This is a genomic window from endosymbiont of Acanthamoeba sp. UWC8 (genome assembly GCF_000730245.1).
In the GTDB taxonomy this organism is placed as follows: domain Bacteria; phylum Pseudomonadota; class Alphaproteobacteria; order Rickettsiales; family Midichloriaceae; genus Jidaibacter.
The window spans coordinates 124741-137914 of the sequence record NZ_CP004403.1; the positions used below are offsets into that span (position 1 = coordinate 124741).

Here is a 13174-nt window from a genome sequence, read left to right on the forward strand (position 1 = left end):
AGAACCCTTAGTAATAATATATATTAGTTTGCAGCTGTTAAATCCTTAGCATAATTTTCGAAAAACTCTTGAGAAGAAATCATCTTCTTATTAGTTTTAACTTTTGTTAAGATGAAATCAACAGCTTTTTCTTCAAGTAACGGACCTTTCAAACGTTCAAGATTTTCTTTCTTACTATAGAAGTCAATTACTAACTTCTCTTGACCGGGTCTTTGCATTGCTTCCGCATAAACTGCCTGCTGTAAATCGCGCTCTTCAACATTAATATTATTGTTCTTCGCGGTTTCTGCAAGTAATATGCCGAGTCTTACTCTTCTTGCTGCGATTTTCTTATACTCATCTTCAAGCTCATCAAGAGGCTTATTGAAGTTTTCAGGATTTTTCTCATGCTGTTTCTTGATTTCATTCCACATCATTTCAAAATCAAGTTTAAACATGCCTTCCGGCACTTCAAAGTTATATTTGCCGTCTATTGCATCAAATAAGAGTTTTTTAGTTCTAAGTCTTGCAACGCCTTCAAAATCGGCTTTAATTTTTTGCTTAATCATTTCATTTAGTTTCTCTAAAGATTCCAAACCTAATTTTTTAGCAAATTCATCATCAATATTATCAACTGCTTCCGGAGTTAACACCTCATTCACTTTTACATCAAATGTAGCTGCTTTTCCGGCTAGAGTTTTGCTCGTATAGTCGGCAGGGAAGGTTACGTTAACATCTTTAGTATCACCTTTTTTCACGCCGATTAACTGATCTTCAAAGCCAGGGATAAATTGATTAGAACCCAATTCAAGTCTAATACCTTCACCTTTTCCGCCTTCAAATTCTTCACCATCCACTTTGCCGATAAAGTCAATCATTACGGCATCACCTTTTTTAGCAGCATAAGAATCTTCGGCAGCTTCAAAGTTTTTGAAGTTTTTCAAAATATCTTCATGTGCTTTTTTAAGATCCTCGTCAGTAACTTCAATATCAAGTGTTTCGATTTCCAACTCATCCCAATTTACTGTAGGAACTTCAGGGAAGATCTCTACTTTAGCTTCAAAAACTAAATTTGATTTATCATCAAAAGATTTAACTTCCACATAAGGTTGCAGTGCAGGTCTAATATTATTTTTTGAAAAATGATCGCGTAATGCTTCATCAATAACTGTTTCAATGGTTTTGCTAAGTACTTGTTCCCCGATTCTTTTTCTTACGATCGGGAGCGGAACTTTTCCGTCTCTAAAGCCGGCCATTTTAAATGTCTTTGCTTGTTCTTCAATTTCTTTTTCTACTTTATCTAAAATCGGTTTTGCCGGAAGCGAAAAACTAAGCTTCCTATTAAGTCCGTTACTTTCTAAGGTTTCAATTGATGTAGGCATTATTGTATCTCTTTAATATGTTAACACTAATGTTGTTTATCTAAAATTAACTATCATAAGATAGTGCTTTTTATTTGATTGTAAACTATATATTTTAAACGCTAAAGCAAAACTTAAGGGGCTTGATGAAAAATAATAAGAAATGTTTACATTGTCAGCTTGACTTATCTAAGAGCCAAAGAAGTTTCTGTTGCTTCGGGTGTGAAGCCGCATATAATTTGATTAACAAATTGAATTTAAAAGATTATTATAAATTTTGTAAGAACATTTATAATACATCTCCTATGAAGGTCGAAGAAGTTAAGAACGAATTAAATTATGTTGAATCAGCTATATATAATAAAGATAAACAACAACATGAAATTAATTTATTAGTTGAAGGTGTGCATTGCGGGTCATGCATTTGGTTAATTGAAAGTACTCTAAAGCAACAAGGGGGGGTTAAACTTGCAAGGATTAATATATCTACTCAAAGGCTACTTTTGGCTTGGGAAGGAGAGGAGGATATAATATATAAGTACGTAGATATTATACAAAAGCTTGGTTATAAATTAATTCCTTTTGATTATAGCGAATTTGTAAATGAGAGTGATAAAAGAGAATCTTTTCTTTTAAAGAGTATTGCAGTTTCCGGGTTTGCCACCATACAGCTTATGATGATTGTTATGGGTATTTGGTTTGCCGAGCGTGAGAATTCCATGGGTGAAAACACCAGAAATTTACTACATCTTATCTCTATGATTGTAGCAGTTCCTGCAATATTATATTCCGGTTTACCATTTTTTAAATCAGCATTTGAGGCATTAAAGGCGGGGCGCAGCAATATGGATGTTCCGATATCTTTGGGTATTATAGCGACAACTTTGATAAGCATTTGGGAATTTATCAGAGGTGGCGCTTATACATATTTTGATTCGGCTGCAATGCTGATTTTTGCGTTACTGGTGGGAAGATACTTGGATATAAAATCCAGAAATAAAGCTAAGGAAAAAGCAAGAGAACTAATTTTAAGGCAAGCTAAAACCGTAACACTAGTTGAGGGAAATAAATTAAAATTGCTTCCGATAAGCAAAGTTAAAATCGGTGATATTATCCATGTAAGCGTCGGAGAAAAGATACCAGTGGATGGAGTCGTGGTTGAAGGTAGTAGTGAGGCGGATAATAGTATAATAACCGGAGAGACTCTTCCTGTTATTATTAATAAAGGAATGAATGTTTTTTCAGGCACGATTAACTTGCTTGCTCCGATTAAAGTTGAAATTAAAAAGCTTGGCGATTCAACTATATTAGGAGAAATTATTAAACTTATTGAAAATGCGGAGCAGGGTAGGGCAAAATACGTCAGAATTGCCGATAAGGTTGCCGGGCTTTATACACCGGCAGTTTTACTATTATCCGTATTAACTTTTTTAATGTGGTATTTACTCGGAAGTAAAATTGATAAAGCTGTTCTAAATGCGGTTGCGGTTTTAATTATAACTTGTCCGTGTGCGCTCGGGCTTGCCGTTCCCGTGGTGCAGATCATTGCTTCTTCCAGGATGATGAGCTTAGGGATCTTAATAAAGTCACGTGATGCGCTTGAAAGGTTGTCCCAAGTGGATACTATTATATTCGATAAAACCGGAACTTTAACACTTGGGGAGCCGAGTTTTATTAATCCGAATAACCTTAGCGAATTAGAGATAAACATAATTTCATCACTTGCTGCACAAAGTAAGCATCCCTTATGCAAAGCAATTTTAAAAGAGTTTAAGGGAGAAATTATCCCGCTTGAGGTAAATGAAGAAAAAGGAATGGGCTTGAAATCAAGCTATAATGGCGAAGCAATTAAACTCGGCAACAAAAAATGGTGTAATGTAAAAAATTCTGATGAGTATGATGATATTTATTCGGAAATGTGGTTTAAGCGGGGTGAGCGAGAACCTATACGCTTAAAGTTTTCTGATTTGATCCGAGATGAAGCTAAGAATGTCATTAAGGTGCTTAAAGATGAAGGATATGAAATATGGCTGCTTTCAGGTGATAGAAAAAAGGCGGTAGAGCACGTGGCACATTTGCTTAATATTAAAAATTATAAAGCGGAATGTAAACCCCAAGAGAAATATAATTTTATAGAGAATTTGCATAAAGCAGGAAAGCTAAGTGCCATGATAGGTGACGGATTAAACGATTCTCCGGCTTTAAAAAGGGCTCATGCTTCAATGTCTCCTTCTTCTGCGATTGATCTTTCACAAAATATAGCCGATATAGTATTCCAATCTAACTTAAAAGCTATTTTGCAAAGCATAAATACTGCTAAAAAATCAAATGTGCTTGTAAAGCAGAACTTTATTATATCGTTTATATATAATATTGTAAGCATACCTATAGCGGCTTTTGGGTTTATAACTCCTCTTTTCGCTGCTATAACTATGTCAGTTTCTTCTATATGCGTGATACTTAATTCGCTTAGATTAAATAAAAAGGATTCTATATGAACTTAATAAAGCCGAAAGCAATAATTTTTGATTGGGACAATACTTTAGTAGATACATGGGACATAATCCATGCAGCGCTTGGGTATACTTTTATTGAGTTCGGTAAAATTCCTTTTACTTTGGAGGAATGTAAAATTCATGTTCATAAGTCAATGAAGGATTCTTTCCCGACTATATTCGGTGATATGTGGGAGGAAGCTGCAAAAAGGTTTTATGTGCATTATCTGAATAATCATTTAACTCATCTTAAATCATTGGATAATACCATAGATACTCTTAACATGTTTCGCGAAAATAATATTAAAATAAGCGTGCTCAGCAATAAGAGGGGGGACATACTGAGGAAAGAAGCGGAGCACTTTGGCTGGACTGAATATTTCGTTAAAATAATGGGCTCTTTAGATGCCGCCGAGGATAAGCCTTCCGCTATTCCGGCGCTTGAAATAATGAAGTGTATGGAAATTGATTCTCCTCAAGATGTGTGGTTTATCGGAGATAGCGTAGCAGATATGGAATGCGCCGAAAATGCAGGTTGCGTACCAATATTTTACGGGGCTAATGACGGTTTATATAGTTATTCAGCTGATAGCCATATAAATTTAGCTAAGCTTTTTAACTTAACGCATAAATCATAAGGATTTTTCTTGACGTATTAAAAATATATATGCATAATCCGGAGAAATATTTAGATTTATTTAGGGTGCAAAATGAAAGGTGGTAAAGGTTCTAAAAATAACATTGCTAACCGTGGAGCAAGTGCAAAAGTTAAAGAAATTAATGGTAAAAAAATAATTCCCGTCGCATACAGAGGAGCAAATGTCGGCCATGGTAATTTTATTGCCGGAATGTATGAAGATACCAAAAAATTAGTTCTGGATCCTAATGGTGTGCCGGTTCCTTATCAGTTAGTTTAACCCTATTCAAGTTTTCTGAATAGAAAGAGCATATAAACTATATAATAAAAGGATATGCTGCTAATAATATTAAAGTACCTATAAAAAGCTTTATTAATCTTTTATTAATCTTTTATTGCTAACCTAGCAGAATAAAGTAATTAACTTGTTCTGTATGTCTGCGATAGTTGAGAGGGTATTTAGTAAAGTTCCGGTTGAAAGTATAAAAACTCTTTCAACAAATGATATGGCTGTCGTTGCTTTAACTATCCAGAACTTCATGGATATAATGTTTGAAGAAATTAAAAAAGCAGGCTTTCTTAATTTAGAATTTTTAGAAAAGTCAGAGATGTTTTTACGTGCTGTTACGCCTAGCTATCTTAGAAAAGAGTTCGATACATTATTAAGTGTATTCAGCCAGATTGAGCAGGATTTTCATAAAACTAAATTTTACTATGGATTAACTGCTTTAAGACAGCTGTGCACACATGAAACGGATGAAGTTAAAGTATTATTAGACATTGCGGGGATTAAAATAGCTGATTATGCGCAAATAAATTCTTCACTAATAATATTTTCTACTCATTTAGTGGAAAATATTATTAAATTTGTGCAAGGAATGCGTAAATCAAATCAACATAAAAATACTCCTATTGACGAGCTCAAATTTAAAATTAATTCAAATTTTCAATATTGCCTGCTTAATACGGTTGCAGAAGTAAATATGACTATTAATAAGTTAAAAGCTTAAGGTAAAATTCCTTTTAAGTAGGCTATCTTTATAATTAGATATCATTTATTTATATTAAATTACTCTATATATACAGAGAGCATAGCTAATCTATAAAAAAAATTGAATTAAGTTTGCGTAAAATGACATAATCATTTATAAAGCGTATGCGCCATAAATGGTGGCTAGGTGCGTACTTCTACTATTCTTATTATCTAATTTTCAGCTGTAGGCTATATAGTCATATTAAGCTTAACTTATTGTAATTGAATAAAAGCATTAGATATTCAACTTAAATCACAATATATAGTCAATTAAGTTAAATACCATACACATTTATTTTGATAAGACGTTAATTACCTTAACGGCTTTATTTCTAAAATTACTTAAATAATAATAGCGCGCCCCTCCGCCCCCCTTTAGAGGGGCAGCGCTCATAAAAATTATTAAATAATTTTTATGTATCTTTACCTTATTATAAAGCGCCTAGGTTAAATAAATGTTATTGTATGAGTTATAACTTAATTTATTATACATATATCTATTTAATTAAATAGTGGCAATAAGTTTATGAAGCGTATAGATAAATGCATTGATCAACCAGCATTAGAAAAATGTGTTGATGAGCAAGGCCTTGGTGTTAAATATAGTTTAGATAACTCACTTACAACATCAAATGTTGAAATCAGCCTAAGGTTAATGGCCATCGATGAGTGTATAGCAAGTTATATAGAAAGAATAAATAATAAAAAAGAACTTATATATAGTATATTGGTTAGGCGCTTAAATTATAGTGAGCGTGATATAGTAAGTAAATTGAATGATATTTCTAATTATCCTTTGTATGAGAGTGAGATTTTTAGAAGCGCAAGACAGCAATTATGCCTTAGTCCTTTAAAAGTTACTTTAACTACCTGCTTATACACACTTACTGAACTTTTAACTGAACATAATATTCGAAAAAGTCATAATAATTTAAGTGAGCAGGAGATTGAGCAAGTATGTATTGGTATTTATGAAAAAAATGCAAATTACCGTCATGCCACAAATTCTAATGAGGGGGTGATGCGTAGTTTATCTTTGTAATTTTATACTAAAGAAGATTAACTAAATCAAACCACTGTTCTTAAAAGAGAAAGTTTTATCTTTAGAAATAATAAGGTGATCATGCACCACTATACTTAGCGGCTCCAGGGCTTTAATTATTTTATGAGTGATTTCAATATCCTCGGGTGAAGGGGAGGTCTCACCGCTTGGATGGTTATGAACTAAAATTATAGCTGAGGCTGAATAAGATAAGCTTTTTTTAGCTATTTCCCGCGGGTAAATAGCAACTCTGTCAACTGTCCCGGTTTGCAAAATTTCATCATGAATTAAAACATTTTTCTTATTTAAATATAATACTCTGAATATTTCGCAATTTTGAAAACCCATTGTGAGATTACAATAATTCAATACGGCATTCCAGTTACTTAAAATATTAACATGTTCTTCAGTAGCAAGAAAAAGTCGGGAAAATATATCCTGAAGAAGTTTTATTTGGTAGAGTAATGAATCACTTGCCTCAGACATATCTTTTATTGTCTCTAAATCTGCTGAGATTAAAGCCTTAATGCTTCCGAACTTATTAAGTAAAGCTTTTGCTTTCGGCTTGGTATCTCGCCTTGGATAGCAGTTAAACAAAAGCATTTCAATCAGCTCATAGTCAGGCAAAGTGCGAATCTGCGCCTTAAGAAATTTTTCTTTAACTCTCTTTCTATGCCCTACACAAATATTCAGCTCTTTTTCTTTACTTTTATCTTTACTGTTCATTTATTATAAAGGGAGGTTGTCATGTTTCTTCCAAGGTTTTTGAACTTTTTTTGTAGTAAGCATGGTAAGCGCTCTACATATTTTAAATCTTGTGTTAAACGGTCTAATAATATCATCTATAAATCCTCTTGATGCGGCAACGAAAGGATTTGTGAACTTCTCCTGATAGTCATTAATTTTCTTTTCAAGTTCGGCAGGGTTATTGGCAACATCCCTATGTAAAATTGCTGCTGCACCTTTAGCACCCATTACTGCTATTTCGGTATTCGCCCAAGCAAAGTTGTAATCCCCCCTTAAGTGCTTGGAATTCATAACTATATAAGCGCCTCCATAAGCTTTTCTGATAATAATTGTGATTTTGGGTACCGTGGCTTCGGCATAAGCATAAAGTAATTTAGCTCCATGTTTAATAATACCGTTATGCTCCTGATCTACTCCCGGTAAAAACCCGGGTACATCAACTAAGGTAATAAGCGGAATATTAAAAGCATCACAAAATCTTATGAATCTGGCTGCCTTCACTGAAGCATTAATATCCAAACAACCTGCAAGGTGCATCGGTTGGTTAGCAACGATCCCAACGGTTCTGCCTTCAAATCTACCTAGGCCGGTGATAATATTTTTTGCATATTCCGGTTTTAACTCAAAAAAATCACCTTCGTCAACGATCTTTTCAATAAGTTGTTTGATGTTATATGGCTTATTAGGGTTATCCGGCACTAAATTTTCCAATGACATTTCTACCCTATCGGCCGGGTCAAAAGAAGGCCTAACCGGGATATCGGTTTTATTTGAAAGCGGCAGAAAATTAAATAACCTTCTTGTCTGCTGCAAACAATCAAGTTCATTATTAAAAGCAATATCGCATACTCCGCTTTTTAAAGCATGAATAGAGGTGCCCCCAAGCTTTTCATGAGTTACGGTTTCATGAGTTACGGTTTTCACTACATCAGGGCCGGTTACATACATATAAGAGGTATCTTTAACCATAAAGGTAAAATCGGTAAGAGCCGGAGAATAAACCGCCCCGCCGGCACAAGGACCCATTATTAAAGAAATCTGCGGAATTACACCTGAAGCATCAACGTTCCTTTGAAATATTTCCCCATATCCGGCGAGTGAGTCAACACCTTCTTGAATACGCGCACCTCCGGAATCATTAATACCTATTATAGGAGCACCTAACTTTAATGCCGCATCCTGAACTTGGTTAATTTTCTTTGCATTAGTTTCACTTAAGGAGCCGCCGTAAACAGTAAAATCCTGGCTATAAACAAATACCAGCCTACCGTTAATGGTACCATGCCCGGCAACTACTCCATCACCTGAGATAACGTTATCCATCATACCAAAATGGGTGCAGCGATGTTCAACAAACATCCCTATTTCATCGAAAGAATCCGGATCCAGTAACAATTCTATCCTTTCTCTAGCAGTTAATTTTCCTTTTTCATGCTGCTTATCAATTTTCTCTTGCCCACCGCCAAACCTTGCAGTTCTGCGTTTTTTTTTCCAATACTTCAATAATTTTCATTAAAAATTTGCTCCAAGCTCACTTTAGGTAAAGGAAATTTAATACAAAAATTTGGAAATTACAACACGTTGCACGACACAAGTTAATACTATCAATAGATAAAACAATAGTTATATGTTTGAAGTTAAAATTAATTCTTTACCTAAATGGTTGATAGTATTACTCTAATTATGTGGTGGGTAATTTACTTGTGTTTTAATGTTAGAGAGGATTTTTAAAAAGCATAACAATATACATGTCTCTATTGGAGAAGAAGGTATAGCAGTTGCTTACTTTATAGGGAACCAAATTGCGAGAAAATTATTTATCAGAAGTACAAGTGATGCAGATACTATTGAACTAAGGAAAATATTATTAGGCGATGAAGAAGCTTCTTTACATCTTTATATTGATGTTCTAGACCAAACGTATATCCAACGAACCCTACCTGCAATCAGCGTATTCAATATTAACAAGCTTGCAGAGCAGCGTCTTGAGAAAGAAACCATAAAGACTCACTTAAAGAGCTTTTTACAAGTCGGCAGAACTGAAGTCGGCCGTAATGATTGGATTTATATGTTTATTTCTACTGCTTTTGAACCTCCAATTTCTACATGGGTTAAGTTTTTTGAGGAATACAGAAATATAATACAAGGAATCCATTTTTTACCAGTTGAGTTAAGCACTGTAGTTAAAAAGCTAAGAAAGAATCAGGTAAATAGTACTAATAAATTATTAAAGTTTAAAAAATTATTTTCTTTATTTAAAAATAAAGAAAATAGCGGAATATCTACCTGGGAAGTTTTGCTAACATTAAATAAATCAGGCGGGTTCAGGCAGGTAGTATTTCAAAACGGTAGAGTAATTTTTACCAGGCTTTTAAATAGCTTGATTGACCCGAATCCTGTGGTGATCGCAGGAGCTATTGAGCAGGAGATAATTAATTCTATTGAATATTTAAGAAGATTGTCTACCAAAGAGAAGGTAGAAATTTATATTAATATCCTTATTTCCAATGAAATTAAGAAAAATATTCGTCGTAATAAATTTAATGCAAAAGAAGTAAATATATATACACCCTATGAAGCAAGTAATATTTTAAAAATTCCACCTGATATAACTACTGAGAATGACCGTTTTTGTGATCCTCTAATTCTCTCCTTGATGCATCTTGATAAAAAAAGAGTTATTACCGTTCATACTGAAGAAACAAAAAAAGTTTATATTTATACCAAATTATTTAACTATTTTCTTACCCTGTTAAAGCTTGCAGTACCTATTTCTATAATATTTTCTTTAATTGCAGTATTTGATGCCTTCACGCTAAGTACTGAAATGAAAAATTTTCAATTTAACGAATCAAAATTACTTGCAAATTTAGATAGCAAAACAAACTTTAAAGCTAAGGAGCAAAAAAAGTTAGGTAGTGACGTTAATGCACAGGAAGTAGAGGAAATAGTCGAGTTATATGAGCAGTATAAACAATATAATACTAATCCTGTAGAAATATTGCAACAATTGGGAGAGATAAGGCCGGACTTAGCTAAAGTAAGTAGGATTAATATTTCTTATCAAGCTCCAAATTTAAAATATACTCCGCAATCTAACAATAGTTATGAAAAATCTTTAATAACTAAGTTTTCTTTTATAGGTAGATTTACGGTAACTTTCCAGAATTATGGCTCTACCTACGATGAATTAAAAAATAATTATAATGATTATGCAGCAGGGCTTACTCAAGTATTTAATAACTATAGTGTAAAAGTTTCTTCATTACCAGAAAGTTTCTCTTTTGAAGATTTTAAAAAGGCGCTTACCTTACAAATAGTTATACAAACGCCAACGCAAGATAATGGGCAGCTGAAATGAAATTAAGTAATTTAAAAGCATATTTTATTTCACAAGCATCTAAGCCTGGGGCAATTCTACTTGTATGTTTATTAATATTAGGCGGGGTATCTTATATGCAAAATTATTTTGCCGATAAATATTCTTTTCATAAACAAAAATATGATGATTTAAGATCTAAAATTTTTACTATTGATAATAATATAGCGAAAACTAAGGCTGCACAATTAACCTGGGAAAAAATAAAGAATAATAATTTTAATAAAATCGGGTTAAGGATTGAGGAAGCTAAAAAAGTGATTGATACAGCAAGTAAAGACCACTTTATTAATAACCTAAGCATCAATTTATCAAGCCCGGTTATAAGAAAGGACGTAATCAAAAGTAAGATAGGTTTAGAATATAGCGAAATAGATATAGGGTTAAGCAGCTACCTCGATACTGAAGTTTTTAATTTCATTGATGAGTTAGGTAAGAATATCCCAGGGTTGCTTAACTATACTTCAATAGATATTTCCAGTTTGGATCTAGATATAAATGATTCTTTGTTGCAAAATATAAAGCAAGGGGGATATAAAGATTTAGTGCAGGCTAAGATAAATATAGTTTGGCAGGATTTTATTAGGCTTAAAGAAAGTAATATTAATGATGAAAATGAATAAATTAGTAATTGTTTCACTGCTGCTATTAATTTCTGCAACCGCAAATGCGACAGAAAAAATTGGGGATAATATTCTGAATGATACACCCAATAATCCGGGTTATGTATCTATCCCTAATAATGATTCGACATCTAAACCGGCTGATACCTCTTATCCTTTTAAGGTCACTAAAAAGGTTGATATAAAAGAATATAGTTTACAAAGCTGTAAAGATTTGCCGCTTAACTTTTATAATTGCTCGGTGTCAATTTGTTATGAAAAAGCTCCTTTCGGTAAAATCTATCGTAAAGTTGCCGGAGTAGATAATGGAAAGTGTAAATATATTGAAAGAGTAGAAAACTTTGGAGGGATTAATTGTGCTTTTCCAAATGATAATTTAGTAGAAATTTCGAACTTATTAAAGAAGCATTATATAAGCTTATATGATAATAATGTCCAACTTAATGATGAAGAAACAAGCCGATTAAAGGAAATATATAAAGCTTATTGTGAAGTTTTACCAAGCAGTTCATTTACAAAAGTTATGATAATGAATAATAATTTAGGTAAAAATGAATTAAGCGAAATAGTAGAATTTACCAAACTTAATGCTAATCAAAATAAAGCAGTTAAAAGTGAAGCAAAGCCGATAACTCAAAATGATCCTGAGTTTAAAGAGGGAGAAATCCGCTCTATAATGTTTACTAACAGTGAAGCTAAAGGAATTTTAGCAGCAGTTGAAAGCTTTATCAACCTAAGTAAGTTAAAGAATCAAATTGCTAAAATAGGAAGTATAGAAGAAGCTAAAAAGGAGCTTACTTCATTTTATCTGAATTCGATAATATATTTTTCAAACCAGAGTTGGTCAGTATGGCTTAATAACTATAAGGTTCAAGAAAAATCACTTGGCGGGGTTTTAGTCGATAAGGTGAATAATGATTCTGTTGAATTTATATGGAAGACAGTTAATTTGGATGTGATTTCTCCAGAGTGGCAGTTAAGATTAATCAAAGATGGCGAGTATTATAAGTCTAAAGATAACAAAATCAAAATTAAAAATGATAAAGCAGGAAATGCGACAATTTATTTTATATTAAAACCTAATCAAACTTTCGTTGTTGATACACTTTCAATAATTGAAGGTAAAATTAGAAAGAATTAATTAAAGGGAGGAAGATTTATAGTGTTTGTACTTGAAGCAAAGGAAATTGAAAAAAAGTTTAAAAAATCCCAAGTATTAAATAATATATCTTTTAGTATAAGCCAGGGTGAAGTATTCGGTTTAGTCGGCTTAAATGGAATAGGTAAAACTACTTTAATTAAAATTATTTTAAATTTACTTCTTCAGGATAAAGGTGAAGTTACTATATTTTCAAATCCGAATACTGATCTAAAATCAAAATCCTTAATTGCTTATTTGCCTGAAAAGTTTAATCCTTCCCCTTTTTTAAAAGGTAGAGAATTTTTAGAGCTGTCAATGGGCTATTACGGTTTGGATTATAATTCACAAGAAGCTGAAATATTATGTAATCAACTAGGATTAAAATTTGAAGCATTAGATAGGAGAATCAGTAATTACTCTAAAGGAATGGGACAAAAACTCGGATTAATATCAGTTTTCTTAACTCGCGCTCCTCTATTAATTTTAGATGAGCCGATGAGCGGGTTAGATCCGAGTGCAAGAATAGCTCTTAAGAAGAAACTCATTTCCTATAAAGCAGATGGCAACTCAATATTTTTTAGCTCACATATACTTGCGGACATAGAAGAGATATGTGATAGAATAGGGGTAATCCATGAAGGAGGATTAATATTTGAGGGCAGCAGCAAGGAGTTTATTAGTAAATACCCGGCTAATAGTTTAGAAGAATCTTTTTTAAGTGCTATAAATTTATGAAG

General features: G+C 32.9%; 12 protein-coding genes. 9 read left to right on the top strand and 3 right to left on the bottom strand.

The annotated features are described in order from the left end of the window. Positions 1-23: 23 nt before the first annotated feature. Positions 24-1361 (bottom strand): trigger factor, encoded by a 1338-nt coding sequence (gene tig, locus I862_RS00570; RefSeq protein WP_052646267.1) that lies wholly within the window; start codon positions 1359-1361, stop codon positions 24-26. 125 nt (positions 1362-1486) lie between these two features. On the opposite strand from tig, the gene I862_RS00575 reads away from it, so the two are divergent. The 5 genes from I862_RS00575 (at position 1487) to I862_RS00595 (ending at position 6547) form a co-directional block, all read left to right on the top strand. Beyond that, the gene (locus I862_RS00575) at positions 1487-3838 is read left to right on the top strand and encodes a heavy metal translocating P-type ATPase (protein WP_038537726.1); all 2352 of its coding nucleotides are present in this window, start codon (positions 1487-1489) and stop codon (positions 3836-3838) included. Continuing rightward, a complete protein-coding gene (locus I862_RS00580) occupies positions 3835-4473 on the top strand; it encodes an HAD family hydrolase (protein ID WP_052646268.1) in 639 nt (212 codons plus the stop codon). The genes I862_RS00575 and I862_RS00580 overlap by 4 nt, the downstream gene beginning before the upstream one ends. Before the next feature lie 72 nt (positions 4474-4545). Next, positions 4546-4752 (top strand): hypothetical protein, encoded by a 207-nt coding sequence (locus I862_RS00585; RefSeq protein WP_038537730.1) that lies wholly within the window; start codon positions 4546-4548, stop codon positions 4750-4752. Between the two features lie 154 nt (positions 4753-4906). Next, positions 4907-5482 (top strand): hypothetical protein, encoded by a 576-nt coding sequence (locus tag I862_RS00590; RefSeq protein ID WP_038537733.1) that lies wholly within the window; start codon positions 4907-4909, stop codon positions 5480-5482. Positions 5483-6031: 549 nt separating this feature from the next. Next, on the top strand, positions 6032-6547 hold the full coding sequence (locus tag I862_RS00595) for a hypothetical protein (protein WP_038537735.1): 516 nt from the start codon (positions 6032-6034) through the stop codon (positions 6545-6547). Positions 6548-6568: 21 nt separating this feature from the next. Here I862_RS00595 and radC read toward each other — a convergent pair whose 3' ends face one another. Next, entirely contained in the window at positions 6569-7273 is a 705-nt protein-coding gene (gene radC, locus I862_RS00600; RefSeq protein ID WP_038537738.1) for a RadC family protein, read from the bottom strand. A gap of 3 nt (positions 7274-7276) precedes the next feature. Continuing rightward, positions 7277-8797, bottom strand: coding sequence for an acyl-CoA carboxylase subunit beta (locus I862_RS00605; protein WP_038537741.1), 1521 nt, complete (start codon positions 8795-8797; stop codon positions 7277-7279). Positions 8798-9005: 208 nt separating this feature from the next. Between I862_RS00605 and I862_RS00610 the strand changes: the two genes are divergently transcribed. The 4 genes from I862_RS00610 to I862_RS00625 are packed head-to-tail and all read left to right on the top strand — an operon-like array spanning position 9006 to position 13172. After that, positions 9006-10655 carry a hypothetical protein gene (locus I862_RS00610; protein WP_038537743.1) on the top strand — a complete coding sequence of 550 codons (1650 nt, stop codon included), beginning with the start codon at positions 9006-9008 and terminating at the stop codon, positions 10653-10655. Continuing rightward, positions 10652-11296 carry a hypothetical protein gene (locus I862_RS00615; protein ID WP_038537746.1) on the top strand — a complete coding sequence of 215 codons (645 nt, stop codon included), beginning with the start codon at positions 10652-10654 and terminating at the stop codon, positions 11294-11296. The genes I862_RS00610 and I862_RS00615 overlap by 4 nt, the downstream gene beginning before the upstream one ends. Further along, positions 11289-12437 (top strand): hypothetical protein, encoded by a 1149-nt coding sequence (locus I862_RS00620; protein ID WP_158499232.1) that lies wholly within the window; start codon positions 11289-11291, stop codon positions 12435-12437. Before I862_RS00615 ends, I862_RS00620 begins: the two co-directional genes overlap by 8 nt. 21 nt (positions 12438-12458) lie before the next feature. Continuing rightward, positions 12459-13172, top strand: coding sequence for an ABC transporter ATP-binding protein (locus tag I862_RS00625; protein ID WP_052646269.1), 714 nt, complete (start codon positions 12459-12461; stop codon positions 13170-13172). Positions 13173-13174: the final 2 nt, after the last annotated feature.

Bases quoted from the DNA above. Each gene is read 5' to 3' on its own strand.
- I862_RS00595 (WP_038537735.1), top strand. From the start codon at position 6,032: ATGAAGCGTATAGATAAATGCATTGATCAACCAGCATTAGAAAAATGT.
- tig (WP_052646267.1), bottom strand. From the start codon at position 1,361: ATGCCTACATCAATTGAAACCTTAGAAAGTAACGGACTTAATAGGAAG.
- I862_RS00590 (WP_038537733.1), top strand. From the start codon at position 4,907: ATGTCTGCGATAGTTGAGAGGGTATTTAGTAAAGTTCCGGTTGAAAGT.
- I862_RS00620 (WP_158499232.1), top strand. From the start codon at position 11,289: ATGAATAAATTAGTAATTGTTTCACTGCTGCTATTAATTTCTGCAACC.
- I862_RS00580 (WP_052646268.1), top strand. From the start codon at position 3,835: ATGAACTTAATAAAGCCGAAAGCAATAATTTTTGATTGGGACAATACT.
- I862_RS00585 (WP_038537730.1), top strand. From the start codon at position 4,546: ATGAAAGGTGGTAAAGGTTCTAAAAATAACATTGCTAACCGTGGAGCA.
- radC (WP_038537738.1), bottom strand. From the start codon at position 7,273: ATGAACAGTAAAGATAAAAGTAAAGAAAAAGAGCTGAATATTTGTGTA.
- I862_RS00610 (WP_038537743.1), top strand. From the start codon at position 9,006: ATGTTAGAGAGGATTTTTAAAAAGCATAACAATATACATGTCTCTATT.
- I862_RS00615 (WP_038537746.1), top strand. From the start codon at position 10,652: ATGAAATTAAGTAATTTAAAAGCATATTTTATTTCACAAGCATCTAAG.
- I862_RS00575 (WP_038537726.1), top strand. From the start codon at position 1,487: ATGAAAAATAATAAGAAATGTTTACATTGTCAGCTTGACTTATCTAAG.